22 protein-coding genes are annotated in these 22,038 nt (G+C 48.7%); 5 read left to right on the top strand and 17 right to left on the bottom strand.

Going from position 1 to position 22,038, the window contains the following annotated elements; genetic code table 11:
* Positions 1–44: 44 nt before the first annotated feature.
* The 3 genes from J2T37_RS04060 to J2T37_RS04050 are packed head-to-tail and all read right to left on the bottom strand — an operon-like array spanning position 45 to position 1,878.
* Positions 45–1,361, bottom strand: coding sequence for an MFS transporter (locus J2T37_RS04060; protein WP_253353936.1), 1,317 nt, complete (start codon positions 1,359–1,361; stop codon positions 45–47).
* Complete coding sequence (gene ccoS, locus J2T37_RS04055) at positions 1,358–1,561, bottom strand: cbb3-type cytochrome oxidase assembly protein CcoS (RefSeq protein ID WP_253353934.1); 204 nt, start codon at positions 1,559–1,561, stop codon at positions 1,358–1,360. The genes J2T37_RS04060 and ccoS overlap by 4 nt, the downstream gene beginning before the upstream one ends.
* The gene (locus J2T37_RS04050) at positions 1,561–1,878 is read right to left on the bottom strand and encodes an HLGFF motif protein (RefSeq protein WP_253353932.1); all 318 of its coding nucleotides are present in this window, start codon (positions 1,876–1,878) and stop codon (positions 1,561–1,563) included. The genes ccoS and J2T37_RS04050 overlap by 1 nt, the downstream gene beginning before the upstream one ends.
* A 316-nt stretch (positions 1,879–2,194) precedes the next feature.
* Between J2T37_RS04050 and J2T37_RS04045 the strand changes: the two genes are divergently transcribed.
* Positions 2,195–3,391, top strand: a complete 1,197-nt coding sequence (locus J2T37_RS04045; RefSeq protein WP_253353931.1) for an acetate kinase — start codon at positions 2,195–2,197, stop codon at positions 3,389–3,391.
* A gap of 136 nt (positions 3,392–3,527) precedes the next feature.
* Here the strand turns inward: J2T37_RS04045 and J2T37_RS04040 are convergent, their stop codons facing one another.
* From J2T37_RS04040 to J2T37_RS03985, 12 genes are all read right to left on the bottom strand, one after another.
* On the bottom strand, positions 3,528–3,710 hold the full coding sequence (locus tag J2T37_RS04040; protein ID WP_253353929.1) for a hypothetical protein: 183 nt from the start codon (positions 3,708–3,710) through the stop codon (positions 3,528–3,530).
* 144 nt (positions 3,711–3,854) lie between these two features.
* Positions 3,855–5,174, bottom strand: coding sequence for a DUF445 domain-containing protein (locus tag J2T37_RS04035; RefSeq protein WP_253353927.1), 1,320 nt, complete (start codon positions 5,172–5,174; stop codon positions 3,855–3,857).
* Positions 5,175–5,698: 524 nt separating this feature from the next.
* Positions 5,699–6,031 carry a thioredoxin TrxA gene (gene trxA / locus J2T37_RS04030; RefSeq protein WP_253353925.1) on the bottom strand — a complete coding sequence of 111 codons (333 nt, stop codon included), beginning with the start codon at positions 6,029–6,031 and terminating at the stop codon, positions 5,699–5,701.
* A 66-nt stretch (positions 6,032–6,097) separates the two neighbouring features.
* Positions 6,098–7,639, bottom strand: a complete 1,542-nt coding sequence (locus J2T37_RS04025; RefSeq protein WP_253353923.1) for an ABC transporter ATP-binding protein — start codon at positions 7,637–7,639, stop codon at positions 6,098–6,100.
* A gap of 21 nt (positions 7,640–7,660) precedes the next feature.
* Positions 7,661–8,797, bottom strand: coding sequence for a phospholipase D-like domain-containing protein (locus J2T37_RS04020; protein WP_253353921.1), 1,137 nt, complete (start codon positions 8,795–8,797; stop codon positions 7,661–7,663).
* 195 nt (positions 8,798–8,992) lie between these two features.
* Entirely contained in the window at positions 8,993–10,546 is a 1,554-nt protein-coding gene (locus J2T37_RS04015) for a long-chain-fatty-acid--CoA ligase (protein WP_253353919.1), read from the bottom strand.
* A gap of 77 nt (positions 10,547–10,623) precedes the next feature.
* Positions 10,624–11,349: a hypothetical protein gene (locus tag J2T37_RS04010; protein WP_253353917.1), complete on the bottom strand. Its 726-nt coding sequence runs from the start codon at positions 11,347–11,349 to the stop codon at positions 10,624–10,626.
* A gap of 48 nt (positions 11,350–11,397) precedes the next feature.
* Entirely contained in the window at positions 11,398–12,423 is a 1,026-nt protein-coding gene (locus J2T37_RS04005) for an ABC transporter permease (protein WP_253353916.1), read from the bottom strand.
* Positions 12,424–12,460: 37 nt separating this feature from the next.
* Positions 12,461–12,637, bottom strand: coding sequence for a hypothetical protein (locus J2T37_RS04000; RefSeq protein WP_253353914.1), 177 nt, complete (start codon positions 12,635–12,637; stop codon positions 12,461–12,463).
* A gap of 29 nt (positions 12,638–12,666) precedes the next feature.
* Positions 12,667–13,713, bottom strand: coding sequence for an ABC transporter permease subunit (locus tag J2T37_RS03995; protein WP_253353912.1), 1,047 nt, complete (start codon positions 13,711–13,713; stop codon positions 12,667–12,669).
* Positions 13,714–13,834: 121 nt separating this feature from the next.
* Positions 13,835–14,764 (bottom strand): CobW family GTP-binding protein, encoded by a 930-nt coding sequence (locus J2T37_RS03990; RefSeq protein WP_253353910.1) that lies wholly within the window; start codon positions 14,762–14,764, stop codon positions 13,835–13,837.
* Positions 14,755–15,228: a Fur family transcriptional regulator gene (locus tag J2T37_RS03985; RefSeq protein ID WP_253353908.1), complete on the bottom strand. Its 474-nt coding sequence runs from the start codon at positions 15,226–15,228 to the stop codon at positions 14,755–14,757. The genes J2T37_RS03990 and J2T37_RS03985 overlap by 10 nt, the downstream gene beginning before the upstream one ends.
* A gap of 268 nt (positions 15,229–15,496) precedes the next feature.
* Between J2T37_RS03985 and J2T37_RS03980 the strand changes: the two genes are divergently transcribed.
* Complete coding sequence (locus tag J2T37_RS03980; protein WP_253353906.1) at positions 15,497–16,069, top strand: acetate uptake transporter; 573 nt, start codon at positions 15,497–15,499, stop codon at positions 16,067–16,069.
* Positions 16,070–16,151: 82 nt separating this feature from the next.
* Here the strand turns inward: J2T37_RS03980 and J2T37_RS03975 are convergent, their stop codons facing one another.
* Entirely contained in the window at positions 16,152–16,982 is an 831-nt protein-coding gene (locus tag J2T37_RS03975; RefSeq protein ID WP_253353904.1) for an SDR family oxidoreductase, read from the bottom strand.
* Between the two features lie 423 nt (positions 16,983–17,405).
* Between J2T37_RS03975 and J2T37_RS03970 the strand changes: the two genes are divergently transcribed.
* On the top strand, positions 17,406–17,861 hold the full coding sequence (locus J2T37_RS03970; RefSeq protein ID WP_253353943.1) for a c-type cytochrome: 456 nt from the start codon (positions 17,406–17,408) through the stop codon (positions 17,859–17,861).
* A 112-nt stretch (positions 17,862–17,973) separates the two neighbouring features.
* Here the strand turns inward: J2T37_RS03970 and J2T37_RS03965 are convergent, their stop codons facing one another.
* Positions 17,974–19,101, bottom strand: coding sequence for a porin (locus tag J2T37_RS03965; RefSeq protein WP_253353903.1), 1,128 nt, complete (start codon positions 19,099–19,101; stop codon positions 17,974–17,976).
* A gap of 463 nt (positions 19,102–19,564) precedes the next feature.
* Here J2T37_RS03965 and J2T37_RS03960 point away from each other — a divergent pair, with 463 nt between their 5' ends.
* Together J2T37_RS03960 and J2T37_RS03955 are read left to right on the top strand one after the other, a co-directional pair.
* Positions 19,565–20,752 (top strand): glycosyltransferase family protein, encoded by a 1,188-nt coding sequence (locus tag J2T37_RS03960; RefSeq protein ID WP_253353902.1) that lies wholly within the window; start codon positions 19,565–19,567, stop codon positions 20,750–20,752.
* A gap of 67 nt (positions 20,753–20,819) precedes the next feature.
* A complete protein-coding gene (locus J2T37_RS03955; RefSeq protein ID WP_253353901.1) occupies positions 20,820–22,037 on the top strand; it encodes a glycosyltransferase family 4 protein in 1,218 nt (405 codons plus the stop codon).
* Position 22,038: the final 1 nt, after the last annotated feature.

Here is a 22,038-nt window from a genome sequence, read left to right as displayed (position 1 = left end):
ATTTTTCAGACGGCCTTTGCTTGATTGGCACTAATCTTCTGCTTTTATTGACTGCGTTTGAATACAGCTAAAATATTCCGTACAAACTGCGGCTCGCGTTTGGCCAGATACCACATCAGCGGCACATTGCCCACCGCTACAATCAGATACAGCAGCGCAATGCTGTCAAACAACATCAGCAAAACGGCGCTTAATATCGCAGCGGCAACCATAAAAATCCCGTTCACGATATTGTTGGCGGCAACGGCATGAGCGCGGAAAGTTTCGCTGGAGGCCGTCTGAAGCCAGGTATAAAGCGGAACGGAGAAAAAGCCGCCGAAAAAGCCGATGAGCAACATCACCAGCATAACCGGATACGCATGTCCCTGCGACAGAAACCAGCCGATACCGTGCAATTCGGTAAAATGGTTGCTGTGGGTCAGCCACACCAACAGCAGGCCGCACACGGTCAGGCCGGTAGTACCGATGGTAACCAATCCTAAAGTCAGGCGCTCGTGGCTGAGTTTGGCGCACAATACTGAGCCGGCGGCAATGCCGATGGAAAACAGCGCCAACATCAGGTTGAACACATTATCATTGCCACCGAGATGAAGCTGGGTAAACGTCGGCAGTTGGGTGGTATAAACTGAACCGACAAACCAAAACCAAGAAATGCCGATGATGGCGGTAAACACCGGTTTTTCCGCCACGGTTTCGCGCATTAGCGCCAGCGTGCCTTTGGCGATGTTGTATTCGATTTTAACGTCCGGGTCTTTTGCCGGTACGGACGGCATAAACAAGCTGCTCGCCATCCCCGCTGCCGCCACCAGCAGCGTCACCGCGCCGACAAAATGCGGCTCCAAACCCGCCAGCGACGTACCCACAATCTGCCCCAGCAAAATGGCGATAAACGTGCCGGATTCCACCAAGCTGTTGCCCATAATCAGCTCTTTATCGTTGAGATAATCCGGCAAAATGGCGTATTTCAAAGGACCGAACAGGGTCGAATGCGTACCCATGGCAAACAGGCAGAGCAATAAAAGCGGCGCGGATTGGATGTAAAAGCCGAACGCTGCCACCGCCATAATCGCAATTTCCAACAGCTTCACCGCCCGCGCCAGCTTCGCTTTATCGAATTTGTTGCTCAACTGCCCCGATAGTGCGGAAAACAGAAAATACGGCAGGATAAACAACATCGCGCCCAAATTCAGCATTTGGCTGGGCGGCAACAGGTCGTTTTTACCCAAACCGAAAAAGCTAATCATCACAAACAGCGCGGTTTTGAAAATATTGTCATTGAGCGCGCCGAAAAACTGCGTGCCGAAAAGCGGTGCAAAGCGGCGGCTGGTGGGGAAATTCAGGTTGTCTTTTTTAATGCTCATTTACGCGTTTCTTCAGTCTTGGCCTTATCCGCTTCCTGCTCGCGCAGCAAGCCGTCGGTGGAATCGTCGTCCATCAAAATGCGGTAGGCCGGCCCTTCAAGATCGTCAAACTGGCCGTTTTTGCCTGACCACCAGAAAAAATACCCAATCAGGCAGGCCAGCAAAATACTCAGCGGAATCAGGATAAACAGGCTTTCCATTACATGATTCCCGTCAAATCGTTCAAAATCAAGGTCTGGCCTTGCAACGCCAGATATTCGTTGCGCAGCGTGCCGATGTTGTCATCGCCGTCAAACAGCTCGATACGGTCTTTAACCACGCGCCAAGACAACGGCGCTTCTAAAGATTGCAACGGCTGTAAAACGGCAACAGCAGCACGGTCATTCGGTGCGTGTTCGCTTTGCAGCTTTATCGCAAAACGGCCGCTTTGCGGCTGCTCGGCCGATTCGTCGTCGGCCAGCATGATGAAAAAACCCAAGTGTTTGCCCTCTTGGGTATGGAGGCTGAAATAATGCATAAGGATAAAATATCAGATTAATGTTAATTCAGTATTAAGAAATCCAACAGGCCGTCTGAAAATCAGCACAAGCCGGATGAAAGCATGAAGAAAGATAGGCTAATGTAACAGTTTGCCGCACTGTCTGCAAAATAATTCCGTACCGCGCAGATACCTGCCCCGAGTCATGCACATAAAAACAGCGGCTAAATCAAATATTCCCCGTTTAATCCGCACATAGGCATTTTATTTTTGGTAAAATGGGCGATGTTATTTCATTAACTTATTTCAGACGGCCTGAATACCAATAGGCCGTCTGAAAGCTTAGGAGCGTTTCATGACTCAAAAACTGATTTTGGTATTAAACTGCGGCAGCTCGTCTTTAAAAGGCGCGGTATTGGACAACGACAACGGCGATGTTTTGCTGACCTGTTTGGCTGAAAAACTCAACCTGCCCGACGCATTCATCACCTTCAAAGCCAACGGCGAAAAACACCAGGCCGACCTGTCTGCCGAGCCGAACCATACCGGCGCGGTCAAAGCGCTGTTGGAAGAAATGAAAGCGCGCGGCCTTGACAGCAAAATCGGTGCCATCGGCCACCGCGTGGTCAGCGGCGGCGAATTGTACAGCGATTCCATCCTGATTACCGATGAAGTGATTGCCGGTATCGAAAAATGTATCCCGCTCGCTCCTTTGCACAACCCGGCTCACCTGTTGGGTATCCGCGCCGCGCAAAACATTTTCAAAGGCTTGCCGAATGTCGCCGTATTCGATACCGCATTCCACCAAACCATGCCGGAACACGCCTTTACCTACGCCGTTCCGCACGAACTGTATGAAAAATACGGCCTGCGCCGCTACGGTGCGCACGGTACCAGCTACCGCTTCGTTGCCGACGAAACCGCACGTTTCTTGAGCAAAGACAAAAAAGACCTGCGCATGGTCATCGCCCACTTGGGTAACGGCGCTTCCATCGCCGCCGTTGCCAACGGCGTGTGCCAAGACACCAGCATGGGCTTGACCCCGCTGGAAGGCTTGGTGATGGGTACCCGCAGCGGCGACGTCGATCCGAGCATTTTCTCTTTCCTGGCTGAAAACGCCAACATGACCATCAGCCAAATCACCGACATGCTGAACAAAAAATCCGGTCTGCTGGGTGTATCCGGCCTGTCTAACGACTGCCGCGCCATCGAAGAAGGCGCCGCCAACGGTCACAAAGGTGCGCAACTGGCGCTGGAAGTATTCGTGTACCGCTTGGCCAAATACATCGGCAGCATGACTGTTGCCGCCGGCGGTATCGACGCTTTGGTATTCAGCGGCGGTATCGGTGAAAACTCCGAACTCATCCGCAGCAAGGTCCTGTCTTACTTGGGCTTTATGGGCATTTACGAAGACCACGAAGCCAACTTGGCTGCCCGCTTCGGCAATCCGGGTGTCATTACTACTGCCGACAGCCGCGCCAAAGCCGTGGTAATTCCGACCAACGAAGAATTGATGATTGCCCACGATACCGCACGTTTGAGCGGTCTGTAAGGCTTTATTGCAAACAGCCCTGTTGCTTAAAGCAACAGGGCTGTTTTGTATCAATTAAGAAGGCCGTCTGAAAACCCGTTTAAGCCTGTAATTTCTATGCTTACGGTTTTTAGACGGCCTTTTATCGGCAGAAAAATTAATTGCCGCCCATACCCGGGCCGCCTTGTCCGCCTTGGTTGCCGCCCATTTGACCGCCGTTCATCTGCATGCCGCCACGGTCTTGGTTACCGCCGTGATGGCCGCCGTCCGGACCCCACCAAGGGAACACGCATGCATTCAAACTCAATGCGACCAGCGCCAATGCTAGAATTTTTTTCATTTTTACGTCCTTTTCGGAGTGTTGCAAGAGAGTGGCGATTATAGACCCCTAAGTGCGACGGCAAAACCGTTTCAGACGGCTTTAGCCTGTTTTATCCCCACTTAACGCGACAACGGGAAATACCCGCCTTGTGCAAAAAACAGTTTAGCCCAGCCATAATGATACGCAGTAAATCACCAGCCCAACCAAGCCGCCGACCAGCGTACCGTTGATACGGATATACTGTAAATCCTTACCCACGCTCAATTCCAGCTTGTCCGTCATCTGCGCGCTGTCCCAACTTTTAACCTTGTCCGCCACAAATTGCGCCACCTTATCCTTATAGCGGCCGACAAAATCCCGCACCAGCAGCGACAAGCGAACATCCACGCGGCGCATAAACTGCGGATACTGCGCCGCCTGCGCCAGCATATGGTTCAACAGTTTTTCCAACTGCGCCAAACACAGCGAATCCGCTTTCGCCACATCCTGCGCCGACCAAGCCTGCAAACCGCGCCACACATCCGCCAGCTGCTTTTGCAGCGCCGGCGATTCGGCCAGCTTCATTTTCGCCGCTTCCAAACGCCGCTGCCACAGGCGGGAAGCGGCCAGCCTTTCGGCAATCACATCATATTGCGCCTCAAACTGGCGCCGCAGCGCATTGTCTTCCCCCGCCGTGGCCGCCGCCAGATACTCGTCCGCCCAAGAGAGCGCCTTTTCCGCAGCCCAATCGTCTACCTTTTCCACCAGCGTCGATTTCATCGCCGCCTTGAATTTGTCCCAGGTACTCGGCGCGTCACCCTCGATTTTCGCCGCCCAATTACGCAGATTTTGCTCTAATAATTCGCGCGTATCAGGATTTTGCAGCCAACGGCGCAACTGCTTTAATAAATTGTTAAACAGCACCTCATGCAGACCGTGCGCTTTCAACAGCTTCAGGCCGTCTGAAAGCGAACGGCCGATTTTTTCGCCGCTGTATTGCTGCACCAACATCATGCCGGTAAAACGCGCCACCTGCTCCGGTTTGGCCACACCCAGCAACAGCGGCACCTGCTGCGCCAGCCACGGCAACCACTGCTGCCGTACCTTCTCGCTACCCAACCACGCCAACACTTTATCGCCCGGCCGCATTTGATACACGCGCAGCGCAATCGGCTTGCCCTGCAAAAAATTGTTCTCGATAAAACGCGCCAGCTCATCAGCAATCCGCTCCTGATTGCGCGGCAAAATCGCCGTATGCGGAATCGGCAGACCCAAAGGCCGTCTGAAAAGCGCCGTAACCGCAAACCAGTCCGCCAGCCCGCCAACCATCGCAGCCTCGGCAAACGCTTTCACATAGCCCAGCCACGGATAATCGCGCACATACAGCGCCGACACCACAAACAGCGCACACGCCGCTAGCAGCAGCCCTGTCGCCCAACGCCGCCCCTTTCGCAACCTTTCCTGCGCACGCTGCAAGCGCACCTCAGCAGAAAGCGTGTACATCATCCGTTCCTTTTCTTCAAAACCATGCGGGAATTATAGACCAATCCCGGCAGACCGGACTGCCTAAAATTTAAGCAATCATGCTTTTTTTGATAGATCAATCGGATAATCCACTTTTCCACATCCCACCCACACAGCGGCGAACACGGCATGTGATTAATTTTCAATATTGCACAAAATTTAAGCAAATTTATTTTTATATGAAAAATCAAAAGGCAATCCGATTTATACACAAGCCTTGCACACCGTTAACCTGCCCGCTTGTCTATAACACCGGTTCGTACAAACAAAAAAGTGCAAAACCAATTTTTCTTGATATGCCGACATTATTCAGACGGCCTGATTACACCTGCTTATTTTTTAATCAGTAAAATTTTTTCTTGATATTTCAACCATTAATATCATTTTTCCACAGCTTGCTGACATTTTATTTTGATACCAGTGTGTATATCGTGCGAACTCTATGCGCAAAAAGGCCGTCTGAAAAACTAAATTTTCAGACGGCCTTACATCATACTATGCCATTAAGCGATAGACGCGTTCACAAATGCAGTCAATGGGCCTTTAGCCAAAGCGCCGACTTTGGTCGCTACGTTTTCGCCGTTTTTGAACACCATCAAAGTCGGGATACCGCGCACACCGAATTTAGTCGGGGTTTGCTCGTTTTCGTCGATGTTGATTTTAACGACTTTCAGTTTGCCTTGGAATTCGGCGGCCACTTCATCCAAAATCGGGGCAATCATTTTGCAAGGGCCGCACCACGGTGCCCAAAAGTCCAACAATACGGGTACATCGGATTTCAACACGTCTTGCTCGAAGTTCGCGTCGGTAGTGTGGATAATCAATTCGCTGCTCATAGGGATTCCTTTTTTATTGAGGTTGTTTGCTGATGGAATGCAGAATAGGGCTTTCGGGACGAAATTTCAAGTACCCGCGTGCTGCAATAGATTTTTTGTATAGTCGGATTTGGGTTTGGCAAACACTGCTTCCAAGCTGCCCTGTTCCACCACGCGGCCGTCTTTCAACACCAACACGCGGTGCGACAGAGCGCGGATAACCGCCAAATCATGGCTGATGATGATGAGGCTGAGACCGTATTGCCGTTGCAAATCAGCGAGTAATTCCAGAATCTGCTGCTGCCATTGCACATCCAAAGCGCTGGTCGGCTCGTCCAACACCAAAATTTCCGGCTTGACAACCACCGCGCGCGCAATCGCCAGCCGCTGCCGCTGCCCGCCGGAAAAGGCGTGCGGATAGCGATACAGCGCGTCTTCCAGCAGGCCGACCCGCTGCAAGACTGCTTTTACCCGCGCCACCACCTCTGCGCGGGGCAAATCCGGCTCGTGCACGCGCAAACCTTCCGATACGATTTCCAACACATTCATGCGCGGATTAAATGCGCCGAAGGGGTCTTGAAACACCATTTGAATATCGTGCCGCATTTTAGGCTGCCACACTTCGCCTTCGATTTTCAGACGGCCTTCAGCCTTGATTAAATGCAGCAGCGCCTTGGCCAGCGTGGTTTTGCCGCTGCCGCTCTCGCCGATAATCCCCAGCGTTTCGCCTGCTTTCAAATCAAAATCCAGCGGCTCGAGCAGCGTTTTTTCGCGTTTGCGGAAGAATCCTGCGTTTTCTTTCACCGACACGCCGATTTGCTCCGCTGCCAATACCTCGGGCGCATGTTCCGCCAGCGGCGCGACCTGCCTCAGCGCACCTGCATTCAACAGCATTTTGGTGTACTCGTGCTGCGGATTGGCGAACACCGCCGCCGTTTCGCCCTGCTCCACCACTTCGCCGTAGCGCATAACCACCACATCATCGGCAAAGCGGCGCACCAGATTCAAATCATGGCTGATATACAGCAGGGTCATATTTTTTTCCGCCTGCAGGCGCGAGAGCAAATCCAAAATTTGCGCCTGAACCGCCACATCCAGCGCGGTAGTCGGCTCGTCTGCAATCAGCAATTTCGGCTCGGCCGCCACCGCCATTGCAATCATCGCCCGCTGCCGCTGTCCGCCGGATAATTGAAAAGGATAGGCGCGCGCTTTTTCTTCCGGCTGATGTATGCCCGTTTGCGCCAACAATTCCACCGCCCGCGCCCATGCCGCTTTTTTGGTCAAACCCAAATGCAGCGTCAGCACTTCAGCAATCTGCGCCCCCACCCGCATTACCGGATTGAGCGCCGTCATCGGCTCTTGAAACACCATACCGATTTCGCGCCCGCGCAGCTTGCGCAATTCGCGCTCCGGCAGCGCCAGCAAATCGCGCCCGTCAAGTTTCAGACGGCCGCTAAACGACACCGCCGGATTAAGCCGCATAATACCCTGCGCCAACACGGTTTTACCGCTGCCGCTCTCACCCACCAGCGCGGTTTTCTTACCCGTGCGGATGTTTAGGGAGATATTATGCAGCACTTCTTTATCGGGGAAGGCGGCGGAGAGGTTTTCGATTTGAAGGAGGTTCATCTTTAATAAATTTAAATATTTTTATTTAATATTTGCCCCATAAAACTTAAGCACTTTTTTCACCCTCTCGTTAACAATAGGCAAATTTTCCTGATTTACCCACCCAATTAGTTCCTCTACACTAGAATCCTTAAATTTTTTAAGTTTATATTTCTCATTATGAACAGCATTATAAATTCTCTCAGTAACAGAGTCCGCACCATATAAAACATAATTAATTGTTTTTCTAATTTGCGCCTCGTCATTTTGTTCAATAAATTCTTTAATAAACTTATCTTTACCTCCAGAAAAACGAGCAACCATTGTACAAATTGCATTCAAATTCAATAATGACGAAACAAGTTTTTCTAATTCAATTTTTTCGATTAACTCTCCACTCGCTAACACAGACAATAATTCTTTATAATCTTGACATCGTTTATTTAATTTATTTTTTTCTCTACCATCAAACAGACACTCGGATTTATAACTTTTTATGTGAAATTTAATCTGTTCTTCATTTGAACTAAGTCCATCTTTTAAATCACTAACCCTCCCCACATAATTGTCCTTTACATAATTAATAAATGCATCCACTTCTAATCGTAGAGGTAATTGTTCATTAGATAATACTCTTCCACCTTCTTTATACCATTCAGAAATTTGATTTACTCCCTGCACGCAGATTTGATAATTTTTTGCTAAATTTTCATAATAAAGCCTATCTTTTGTTTTACTTGGCTTTATTTTTGAATTATTAATAAATTCATGCATTCCTACTTTATTTTCTACCTCAATATCAAAGTCTGAAATTTTCTTACTAACATCAGAATGCTGATTAAATATAGCTTCATATTTTTTTAAAGTCGCTTCATCAAGAGGTTTTGCTTCATCCCAATATCCATTAAATACATCTTTTAAATCTTCAAATATATCAGGATTTCCAATTTCTTCATCGCTTAAAATTTCAAGTACAATTTCCTGATTAGAATTTAAAGCACTATCTGTAAAATTGGCAGAGCCTACAACAGCTTTCCGATTACCAAAAATATATAATTTTGGGTGGAAAGATTTTGATGAAAAATATCTAATTAAAACTTTATTTTTATATTTCCCTGTCAATAATTCATATAAAGCTTTTGGAGAAGTTGGAAACCCTAGCCTTACAACTAAATACAACTTATCACAATTCTGTAATAATCCCTCTACTGCCTTATAATCAGTAAAAAAGCTGAAGCAAAATAGAGTTGTTCACCAATTTCTATATCTTGAAGAGTATTTCTGATAATACGCCCATTTTGATTAGTATAAATTTTCATATTTCTCATCCCTTTTTATTAGTTATTCAAACTGCTTTTTCTTGATAAAAATTTTTCAGACGGCCTTTTCCCCATCCAAAAACTGCTGTTTCAACACCCGTTTCAACACCTTGCCCGTGGCGTTGCGCGGCAGTTTGTCTTGGAAATGGATTTCCTTGGGAATTTTAAAGTTAGCCAGCGTTTTGCGCAGTGCGCTGCGGATTTCGGCCTCGGTCAGGCTCATGCCTTCTTTGAATTGGACAAACGCTACCACATCTTCATCGGCGTATTGATCGGGCACGCCAATCACAGCAGCGGCTTCGATTTCGTCCATTTTATACAGCTCTTCTTCAATCTCGCGCGGGTAGATGTTTTGCCCTTTGGAGATAATCAGGTCTTTTTTGCGGTCAACGATAAAGATAAAGCCGTCATCGTCGATTTTGACCAAATCGCCGGTTTTCAGCCAGCCGTTGATAATTACTTCGGCGGTGTCCACAGGCATATTCAGGTAGCCTTGCATTACCGCATCACATTTGACAATCAACTCGCCTACTTCGCCGCGCTGCACTTCCATCAATTCGTCGTCCACCGCTTTAACCTGATAGCCGGGCAGCGACAGGCCGACGCTGCCGACTTTTTGTTTTTCCAAACGGTTGACCGCGACAACGGGCGAGCATTCGCTCAGGCCGTAGCCTTCGAGCAGGTGGGCAGACGGGAATTTGGCTTTAAAGTCTAAAATGGTTTGCTCTGCCAGTGGTGCGCCGCCGCTGATAAAAATGCGGATGCGGTTGAGCCAGCGGAAATACCAGGGAATTTTGGCTTTGCCCATGGCGGTGTAAATCGCAGGCACACCCAAAAACACGGTGGCGCGTTTATACAGCGCCTGCTTCAACACGGTGAAAAACGGGAACACGGATTTCACCAAAATCATGGAGCTGGCGGCAAATACGGGTAGCAAGACCATAGTCGTCAGGGTAAAGCTGTGGAACATGGGCAGGAACACCAAAAAGCGGTCTTTGGTGCGCACGCCGAAAATTTCCGCCGCGCATTCGATATTGGAAAACAGGTTTTTATAGCTAATCAACGCACCTTTGGGGTGGCCGGTCGTACCCGAGGTGTAGATGATATGTGCCAAATCATTGATTTGCGGCTGGCGGGTAAAATCCGCCTCGCCGACATAGGCCAACGCGTCGGCAAAGCTCAAATGGCGGTCGGTGGACTGCTCGGTACCGCCGATCCAAATGGTTTTTTCTAATTTGGTGGTTTTTCTCAAGCCTTTGAGTTCTTTTCTCTTTTCAAAAGAAGCCACCATAAACCGCACTTGGCAGTCGTTTAAAATATACGCAAATTCGTCGTTTTTCAAAAAGGTATTCAAGGGCACAGCTACCGCGCCGATGGCGGTAATAGCGAAATAGGCAATCACAAATTCGGGCGAATTGGTCACCACCATCGCCACTTTGTCGCCGTATTTAACATCTATGCTTTGCAGGTAGGCTGCCACGGTTTCCACCTGCTGCTTAAACTCGCGGTAGGAAATTTTCAGCTTGTCGTTGAAAATGGCTGTGCCGCGAGGATTTTTTTGCGCAGAGGCGGTCAGCATTTGGTGGAAATTTTGGTAGTGGTAGTTCATGGGTTACAGAGTTCCAATAAATAACTTAAATTCATATAAATACATTATTATTTAATAATGTTAAATTCGTATCTACATCACATCAACTTATCTAATTTTCCTAATATCATATACACTTCATCTGAAAACTTTTTGATTTTGTAAAAATATTCATCAACAAACGGAATTAATTCAATTTCTTTATTTTCTAATATTAATTTCTTCCCCTTTATAATAATATGTGACATATTGGGATTATTTTCCTGACTTATAACCTTATCCTGACTAATATGATAGCTACCCATTTTCCCGAAATCAGTAACTGTACCATTTTGGTCCTCTAAAACAATCCTTTCTCCTTCAACAATCACATTTGAACAATTAATAAACTCAAAAATGGGCATTCCTCCCGTAGAAAGAATCACACTATTTTCATCTTTCTCATGAATATCTATCAATTTTTTATGTTTAACTTGATTAGTAAATTCACACATTAATACTAACCAATTATTATTATCCTTATGTGGTTGTAAACTTTCTAATAGACAGTAAATTTCTGGTATTTCTGCATCTAAATTTCTTAAATTTCTATCGGTACTTTCTTTGAACTTTTTATAACTTTCTCCATAAGGAAAATATAATCTAGCTTCATCTTTTGGCTGAGATAAAGCCATATTAATATCATGTGCCACATATTCCAATATACTTCTCAAATTTTCTAAAATAGATTTGAATTTAACTTTGGAAATTTTATTAAATTTCTTTAAATCAACAATTCCCTCTTCAATCTCCTTAAAAATTTCATAAATATCATTTTTTCTCATTTTATCTCCTAAAATTCAAATATATATTTTCTATATCAATAATGTAATTTAGTTTTTCATTCTAACATCAAACGCCTGCCGCAGCCCCTCGCCTATCATCACCAGCAGCAATAACATCACCGTCAAAGCGCCGACCGCCGACAAGCCTATCCACCAAGCGTCGAGGTTGTCTTTGCCTTGCGCCAAAAGTTCGCCCAAGCTCGCTTGTGAAGCGGGTACGCCCAAGCCGAGGAAATCGAGGCTGGTCAGCGCCAACACCGCGCCGGAAATGCGGAAAGGTAAAAACGCCAATACCGGCGTGAGGCTGTTGGGCAGGATATGCCGCCACATAATGCGGCCGTCTGAAACGCCCATGCTTTTGGCCGCCATTACATAATCAGCCTGACGGTTTTTCAAAAACTCGGCACGCACATAGTCCGACAGCCCCATCCAGCCGAACAGCGACAACAAAGCCAGCAGAATCAGCAGGCCGGGATTGAAAAACGAGGACAGAATAATCAATAAATACAGCTCAGGCAGCCCGCCCCAGATTTCCAAAAAACGCTGCATCACCAAATCCACTTTGCCGCCGAAATAGCCCTGCACCGCGCCTGCCACTACGCCGATAACGGTAGTAATCGCGGTTAAGGCCAGCGCGAACAGCAGCGAATCACGGAAACCATACACCAGTCGCGCCAACACATCTCGGCCTCGGTCGTCCGTACCCCAAAGATGGTTTTCAGACGGCCTTGCTGGGTCGGGCAAGGTATCAAATTCGTTGATGGTATCGGCGGCATAGGGATTGGGCGGATAGACGGCGCGGTTGCCGTTTTCCGTAATATTGCGGCGGATAAGCGGGTCGAAATAATCGGCGGGCGTATCAAAATCGCCGCCAAAATCAGTGTCGTAATAAGTCGTCAGTGCGGGAAAATACGACTCGCCCTGATAGCGTATCCACAAAGGCTTGTCGTTGCTCCACACGGGCGCGATCAGCGACACAGCAAACAATACCGCCAACACGCGCAGCGCCAGCCAGCCGCGCTTGTGCCGCTTGAAGGCTTGCCAGATGGGGTTTGAGGAAAGTTTTTTGTTCATAATGTATGGCATACAATAAAAGCGACATTAATCATGTTCATTTATAAGCCAGCTTTTCTAATTCGTTTTTATGTACGGCAATCGCGCGCTTGGCACTGTGCAGTACCATGCGTTTGCTGGCCGCATTATCTTGCAAGGCAATATCGACCACCTTATTGGCTTCGCTTTTATAATTCAGACGGCCTGATTCTTTAATATCTTTCAAACGTTTCATCACATTATCCTCAAATGGTTTCAGACGGCCTATTTTCCGCCGAAATTTATCCTCGGATCGACCCAAGAATACGAAATATCCGACAGCAGTTTCGCCAGCAGCCCCATCAGGGTAAACACATACAGCGTGCCCATCACCACCGGATAATCGCGCTTCATCACCGCTTCATAAGAGAGCAGCCCCAAGCCGTCGAGGGAAAACAGGGTTTCAATCAGCAGGCTGCCGGTAAAAAACGCGCCGATAAAGGCGGCAGGAAAGCCGGTAATCAGCGGAATCATGGCGTTGCGGAAAATATGTTTGAATAAAATCTGCTTTTCGGGCAAGCCCTTGGCGCGGGCGGTATAGACATATTGGCGGCGGATTTCTTCGAGAAACACGTTTTTCGTCAACACCGTCATTACCGCCAGATTACCCGCCACCGAAGCGGTAACCGGCAAAGCCATATGCCACAGGTAATCCTTGATTTTGCCCGCCCATGAGAGCTGCTCGAAATCATCGCCGACCAGCCCGCCCTGCGGAAACCAGGCAAAAAAGCTGCCGCCGCCGAACAATACCAGCAACACCAGCCCCAACACAAACGGCGGAATGGTATAGCCGACTAAAATCACCACACCCGTCAGCGTATCAAAACGGCTGCCGTCCCGCACCGCCTTAGCAATGCCCAGCGGAATACAAATCAGATAAGTCAGGAAAAACGTCCACAGCCCCAAACTCATCGACACCGGCATTTTTTCTTTCACCAACTCAAACACGGTTTGATGGTGGAAAAAACTCTCGCCCAAATCAAAACGGGCAAAACGCACCACCATATCGGCAAAGCGTTGCAGCGGCGGCTTGTCGAAACCGTAGAGCGCGTTTAGCGCGGCCATATCGTCCGCGCTCAATTGGTTGCCCGTTTTCATCATGCTGCCGCCGCCCGCCGCCGCTTCGCCCGCCGCCGCGCCCTGCGTAAGCTGCTGCACCATCTGCTCCACCGGTCCGCCGGGCACAAATTGGATGATGGCAAAGGTCACGGCGAGTATGCCCAACAGCGTGGGAATCAGGAGAAACAAGCGTTTTAGGATATAACGCCACATGGTTGGTTTTACCTTCTTGGTTTGGGAAAGGCCGTCTGAAAACATCAGGCAGAATAAAATACGGTAGGAAACACGTTATCCACCCATATTTTACACCGCCGAAAAATACCGCTTCAGACACCTACTCCAACGCTTCCGTCAATTTCTTCTCAATCATATCAGCATCAAACGCTTTGGCAATCAGCTCAAAACGTGAATCGCGCCGCCAGGATACCTGCGTGGCGCCCCATTGTCCGTCCACCCAGTTGAGCCATACCCATGTGCCCAATACCTGAAACACGCCTTTGGCGCGCACGAGGCCTTCGGTCATTTTGGGCAGGTCGTTGAAGAATTTGGTCAGGCGTTCTCCGTCGAAATCTTGGCCGGCGGAGAAGGTGAAGCCTTCGGATTGGAAGCCCATGGTATTGTCCGGCAGGGCTTCGGATTTGAGGCGGTAGCGCGGTTTTTCGATAACGGGAATGTCCAGCCATTGAATGTCGAGCTGCGCGTTTTGCACCTCCACTACTTTGGCCTTCGGCGGGAACAATTTGGCGGCTTTATCGTGAAATTCGGCCATGATTTCCGGGCTGCACAAATCGGTTTTGCTCGCCACCAATACATCGCATACGCCGACTTGGTCTTTATACAACGCCTGCTGCGCGTAATCGGGATTGATAAACTGGCGCGGATCGACCACGGTAAACACGGCGGCGATTTCCAATTCGTCACCCAGCGGTTTGATTTTTAATTCGTCAATCACGCTGGCGGCGTGCGCCAGGCCGCTGGCTTCAATCATCAGGCGGTCGGGTTTGGCGTCGCGCAGCATTTTTTGCACCGTGCCGCCCAGTTGCGGGCCGGCGGTGCAGCAGAGGCAGCCGCCGGAAATTTCGGCCACGGGTATGCCGTTGTCGCTCAATACCGCGCCATCAATGCCGATTTCGCCGAATTCGTTGACGATAATCACCCATTTTTCATTCGGGTCTTTTTGCGCCATCAAGCTTTTGAGGGCGGTGGTTTTGCCGGTGCCCAAAAAGCCGGAAATCAGGTGGACTTTGGTTTTGTTTACTGACATTTTTTGCATACTCCGGTTAACACGACATGTTCTTCTTTTAAGGCAAAGCCGCTGGCGGCCACGCCTGCGCGTAAGGCCGTCCATTCTTGGCTGAGGGTTTGCTCGTCAACGGCGCCGCATTCGGTGCAGACCAAAATAAACGCGCTGTGGTGGGCGGCTTCGTCTTCATGGGCGTAGCAGTGGTCTGCACATTCGTGCTGCGCGTGGCTGCACAAAACGTAGCCGTTGACCGCCGCCACTTTGTGCAACACGCCCTGCTCCGCCCAGAAATCCAGGGCGCGGTAAGCGGTGGGCGGGGCAACCGCGCCTTCGCTCTGCTGCTGCATCAGCGATAAGACGTTGTAAGCTTTAATCACGCCGGACTGCTGCAAAATGATGTCCAGCACCTGTTCGCGCAGGGCGGTGACCTGCGCCCCGTCGCGGCGGGCTTGGTCGAGTATGGTTTGTTTGATGGGATTGTTCATAAATCGCTGGCTTTCAGACGGCCATAGGGTTTGTTCCTGCGGCACTTCGATTTTCAATTAAAGTGCTACATTATAACGTGTTTGCCGCATTTGAAACACACGTGCAAAGGCCGTCTGAAAAACCCATAGCGCAACGGCTTTTCAGACGGCCTTGCCGCTTTCCCATACCTGTTTGTCAAACTCATTTCCGGTAAACAAGGCTTTCTTATTCGGAGAAAATCAGGGATAATTGCCGCCTTTTCATTGCAATATTATTTTAAGGATAACCATGTCTGCTTCCCACGACGGCTACGCCAATCCCGCGCCTTTGGGCTTGTGCGGCTTTGCCCTGACCACTTGGCTGTTGAGCCTGATTAACGGCGGTTTCTACACCGCACCCGAAGGCGTCGGCCTGGTGTTGGCGATGGCGTTTGCCTTCGGCGGCACGGCGCAAATGATTGCCGGTATGTTTGAATTTAAAAAAGGCAACACCTTCGGCTTTACCGCCTTTATCAGCTATGGCGCGTTTTGGTGGTCGTGGGCGCTGTTTACCATGTTTTTCAAGGGAGAAACCGCCGCGCCGTTTGTCGGCTGGTATCTGGGCGCATGGGGTACGTTTACCCTGATGATGTTTGTCGGCACGCTGACCAAGCCCCGCGCCCTGAGCGCCGTTTTCTTTTTCCTGACCCTGACCTTCTACGCGCTGGCCATCGGCGATGGCAGCGGCAACCACGGTATCGTGCATATCGGCGGCTGCTTGGGTCTGATTACTGCCCTGTGCGCCTTCTATCTGGCGGCGGCTGACGTGATTAACGAATCTTTCGGCCGTACCGTTTTACCGATCGGTGCGCCGAAACAATAAGTGCTTTTAGCGGTAAAAAAACAAAATGCCGTCTGAAAAATACTTGGTTATTTTTCAGACGGCATTTTGTTTTCAGACGGCCTTATTTGAACCAGCCTTTGATTTTAGCAAACAGCGAGGTACTTTGTTTTTCAAAGGTTTGCGGCTCCTGCACCACCGGCGGCGTGACATCTTTCACCACCGGCAGCGGGCCGAAGCTTTGCGCCACGGGCATGATTTCAATGGCATTGACATTCATGTGCGCCGGACGCTGATACAGCCACAACGCCGTATCTGCAATATCCTGAGGGCGGATAAACTGCACGTTTTCATACAGTTTCGCCGCGCGTTCGTCATCGCCTTTAAAGCGCACATTGGAAAATTCCGTGCCACCGCACAAACCCGGCTCGATATTGGTGACGCGGATATTCGTTCCCGCCAAATCCGCGCGCAAATTCAAGCTAAACTGGCGCACAAACGCTTTGCTTGCGCCATATACATTACCGCCCGGGTAGGGGTAAGTGCCCGCAATCGAACCCATATTCATAATGTAGCCGCTTTTGCGCGCTACCATCTGCGGCAGGATTTGGCGGGTCAGGAAAGTCAGGCCGATGATATTGGTTTGAATCATGGTTTCCCAATCGTCAAAGTCCGCCTTGTCCGCACTTTCCAAACCCAAAGCCAAACCCGCGTTGTTAATCAGGCAGTCGATTTCGGCAAAATCAGACGGAATGCTGGCTAAGGCCGTCTGAATATCGTCGATGCGCGACACGTCCATTGCCAACGGATAAAATGCCGCACCCAATTCGTCCGCCAATATCTGCAACTTGTCCACGCGCCGCGCCGCGCCGACCACGCGGTAGCCCGCCCCCACAAATGCGCGGCACATCGCTTCGCCGAAACCCGCCGATGCGCCGGTAATCAAAATCGCCATGCTGTTTCCTTTCGTTTCTTCAATAGGGTCTGTTGACATTTCATCCGCGAAGCAGATTTTCGAGTGAAAAAACGCGGATGCAAGGCGCAAAGCACAGCAAGGTTGAACACCTTGCGAGCATTTGCAACGCAGCAGGTGCGTATTTGCGCCGAAAAAATGCCGCGAGATGAAATGTCAACAGACCCTAAGGTTTGAGGTATCATACGGATTCTTTCAGGGCGTGTCCTCATTCAGCCTGCGTAGCAGATTTTGAGCAGAAAAGCGAGAATACAAGGCAAAAAGCACAGCAAGGTTGTACACCTTGCGAGCATTTTTAACGAAGTAGGCGAGCTTTTATGCTCAAAATCTGCCGCACGGCAGAATGAAGACACGCCCAATGACATCAATCATATTACCATTATTTTAGGAAACTAAACCATGAACATCAAAACAAAATGTCTGCTGACCGCCCTAGCCGCCGCGCTGACGCTTTCCGCCTGTGGCAGCGGAGAACCCGCCCAACCCAAAGGCCCGATTTCGGAAGACCGTTCTGCCGCGTTCAAATCCATGATGCCCGAATTTATGAGCATGGGTAAAATGGTTAAAGGCGACGAAGCCTACGAAGTGGAAAAATTCAAACAAGAAGCTGCCAAATTTGCCGAGAGCAGTAAAAAACCATTTACTTTGTTTGAATCCGACCCGCAAGGCAACGGCGAAGCGCTGCCTGCCGTGTGGCAGAATCCGGAAAAATTCAAAGCGGCGGAAGAACATTTCCGCGCTGCCGTGGATAAATTAAACGCCGCCGCGCAAAGTGCCAATCTGGAAGAAATTAAAGCCGCCTATGGCGAAGTGGGCGCCAGCTGCAAATCCTGTCATGATAGTTTCCGCATGCCGGAATAAGCGCTGCTCACTGCATTTTTGACAATAAGGCCGTCTGAAAAAGTAAGCGAAATCTTTGATTTCGCGTTTGTACTTTTCAGACGGCCTTATTTAATTTCAGCGCCGTATCACTTTACCAATAAGCACGTAAACCAACAACGGTGGTGTAATTACGCTCTTTGGTGCGCAACTCACCCCTGCGGTAAGACTTGGTATTCGTGGTTTGCACTTCGGCAAACGTCTTTACACTTAAAGGTTTTCCCTTCGGAATAAGATAATATTCTGTGCCCAACATGAATTGGTGCTGCTTCTCTTTACGGTTGGCGCTATCAGTATATTCGCGCTTCTCTTTCTTATAGGCATACATGCCATAGGCGCGCCAATCGTTGGTCAGCTTTTGGTACACAACCGTGCGCAGTTCATCGTTGGTGCGTTTGTAGCCCTGTTCTTCCTCATCTTTGCGGATGCGGCGTTCCAAATCCAAGCCGAAGGTGGTATCGCGATAGGTATAGGCGCTGCCGAAAGCGTAGGCAGTACGGGTGTAATCAAAATCTTCCGACTGATTGAAACGCTCGCGGGTCGTGCCCAAAGCCAAAACAAGCTCGTTATCATCGTTAATTTTAAAATTCTTAATCGCGCCGACACCCCAAATATCCTTACGATCTTCACTCAAGCCATTATTGCCGCGCGGACTGTGCCCGCCATAAAACACACCGGCTTTCAACCCTAAATCTTTGTTGTCGTATTTATATTGGATAGATCGGCGAGCACCTGATGCCAACAAACCGTCGCTCAAACTTAAGCTATTGGCCAAGTCAGTTTGCTTTACCTCATCCGTAATGACTGTTTGATTACCATAGGTCAGCTCGCCGTATTTTTTATGACCGACACCGGCATACAACTGGCGGGCATACAGATGGTCAAAATCATGGTTCGAGGGGCTGTCATTGCCATTACTGTCTTTGCCTCGAAAACGCCATTCCACACGCCCAATACCGTAAAAATCCTTACTTAACGATTGGTTTAGTTTAAACCCAAAACGTGAACCGTCATTGGTTAGTGGATGATTTTTACTTTCTTTGGTAATACTGCCTGAGCGCACGTCTGTCGTCTTGTCGGCCGTCGTTTCCCATTTGATACGTGCTGAGCCAACAAAATCAAGTTTGGTTCCGGTCGATTCACTCTCAAACAGCGTGACAGAAAACGCCGGTGCCGCCGTCATAGCGGTTAGCAATAAAAAAACGGATTTATTCTGCTTCATATCGGTTTGATTCCGCTTCGATAATGTGATTGAAAAAATAAAACCGCAGTTTATCCTGAGTGAAGTTTCTAATCAACGCCTGCCCCCGCCTGATAATCATCTCTACCAAACCAACCGCATATTCCATGCCATTCGACTTAAAGCACCTATCTTTTTTCAAATACGCTGTTTAAATTTTTCCTAACATTCCAAAAACGAACGGAAAAAAACAAAGATAGACGCGATTAATCTTATTTAACAGAAAAAGTTGCCCCTAATTACATTAAAAATTATCAATTCTAAATGAATTTCTTTAAATTTATTTAGTTTTATTAAATTTTCGTAATAGAAAAAAGATTTTTCACCGCAGTATAATCAATCTTTCAAACTTCCTTCGATTATTTAAGAACATAGGCATAAATCAGACGTTTTCCCCAACCCTCGAAAGTCTGAAAATGCGCTGCCAGGTCAGAAAGATACCGCTGTGACACTCCCATCAGAAGACCAAAACATCCCCCCCAGAATTGCTTTTTACTCACATGACACAATGGGGCTGGGGCACATCCGCCGCAACATGCTGCTGGCGCAATCCGTTTTAGAAAATTTCCCTAATGCCGAAGTCTTATTGCTTTCCGGCGTACGCGAGTCCGGCGCTTTCAAATTACCCAAAGGTGCCGATAGCGTTACCTTGCCGACTTATTTCAAGACTTCTGATGGCAAATATCTTCCCCGCTCTCTCGGTAAAGACGTCAAACGTCTGGTCAACATCCGTAAAAATATCTTGCATGCGGCTTTGGAAGCCTTTGAACCAGATATTGTGGTGATTGATAACGTACCTCGCGGCGCGATGAATGAACTGGATAATATCCTGCCCGAACTGGCCAGCCGAGGTACACACATTGTCTTAGGTGTTCGCGATATTATCGATGAACCGGAAGCAGTGTTAAACCAATGGAAAAAACTCAAAAATATTGAAATTATCCGCTTGTATTTTTCTACCATCTGGGTCTATGGCGATTCTAATCTCTATGATTTTGCTAAAGAATACCAATTACCCAGCGACATTGTCGAAAAAATCCGCTATGTCGGCTACCTTGACCAAAGCCGCCGCAAAGAAGAAAACGGTCTGGATACCATTCTAATGGAAATCGCTTCCCCGTATGCACTCTGCGTTGTCGGCGGCGGTCAAGACGGTTTCGCCTTGGCGCAAGCCTTTGTGCAATCCACTTTGCCCGAAAATTGGAACGGCCTACTGATTACCGGTGCTTTAATGCCGGAAGACCAACGCAAACAGCTGCATGCAATGGCAGCAGTACGTCAAAAAATTAAAGTAGTGGATTTTGTACCAGAGCCGTTAAAAATCATGCAAGGGGCCGAATGTATTATGGCCATGGGCGGTTACAACACTACTACTGAAATTTTATCGTTTCACAAACGTGCGCTGATTGTACCGCGTATTAAACCACGAACCGAACAATGGATTCGCGCGTCTCGTCTGGCGCAAATGGGGCTAATTGACTGCTTGCATCCAGATAAGCTAACACCAGAAGCCTTAAGCGCTTGGATACAGCAAACGCCCCAACAACCTAATGCTCGCGAGGTATTATGCTTTGACGGCTTATCTCGCGTCGTTGGCGAAATAGCGCAAATAATCGGCAGCATGACGACCTAACAGCTCAATACGTGCCTTTATACTCATCAATCAATACCTAACCTAATTATCCATCAAAGAAAACATGATGAACCCTACTTCAACGCAACCTTATATCGGCTATATCCTAAAACGTTATCCCCGCTTCTCCGAAACCTTTGTGGTCAACGAAATTCTGGCGCATGAGCGCGCCGGAACCAAAATTGATATTTTCGCTTTAGGCCCAGTAGAAGAAACCCATTTCCAAGACGGTATTTCCCAAGTACGCGCACCCGTTACGCGTTTAAATCACAAGCAGCACAAACCGGAAGCTGTATGGCAGCTGATTCAACAAGGCTTTGCTAAGTTGCCTGGCTTTTCTGAAAAACTGGCATGTGCCAAATGTACGGTGCATGAATTGGCACAAAGTATTTCCATTGCCCTCATCATCCGAGAACGCAGCATTCAACACCTGCATGCACATTTTGGCACGCAAGCAACAACGGTTGCCCGCTTAGCCGCGCTGTTTGCCGAAATTACCTATACATTTACTGCGCATGCCAAAGATATTTATTTCCAATATGAAGAATCCACCGGTTTGGCACAAAAAATGCGCGATGCTTTCGCGACGGTAACTGTATCCGATTACAACTTGGCTTATTTAAAACAGGAATACGGCCAAGATGCCGATAAAGCCGTCCGTATTTACAATGGCATGGATTTAAGTAAATTTCCCTACGAATCATTTAGTAAACGCGAACCACATATTTTGGCCGTCGGCCGTTTGGTCATCAAAAAAGGTTTCGATGTTTTGCTTGAAGCGCTGGCATTGTTGAAACAGCAAAACCTCGTTGTGCATTGTACGCTGGTTGGCGGCGGCTCCCTTCAAGCTGAATTAGAGGCACAAATCCAACGCTTAAACATTAGCGACATCGTCAAGATGGTTGGCCCGATGCCGCAACCAGACATTATCAATATGATGAAACACGCCAATATGGTAGTTGCGCCTTGCGTCATCAGTGAAGATGGCGACCGCGATGGTTTGCCTACTGTATTACTCGAATCCATGGCTTTGGGCACGCCGGTTATTTCCACTCAAGTAGCAGGGATTCCTGAATTGGTTAAAGACGGAGAAACGGGTCTGTGTGTACCAGAACGCAATCCGCAAGCCTTAGCCGCAGCCATGCAACGCCTGTTGCAAGATTCTGCACTCTGCGCGACCTTCTCCCGCAACGGCCGAGCCTTAATCAAACGTGAATTTGACGAAGACCGCAATGCATCTCTGCTGCGCCAAATTTTCACTGCCGCCGTTACCAGTCAGAAATAAG

The sequence above is a fragment of the Neisseria perflava genome, assembly GCF_024170405.1.
Lineage (GTDB): Bacteria > Pseudomonadota > Gammaproteobacteria > Burkholderiales > Neisseriaceae > Neisseria > Neisseria perflava_B.
This window is presented reverse-complemented; position numbering and strand designations above follow the sequence as displayed.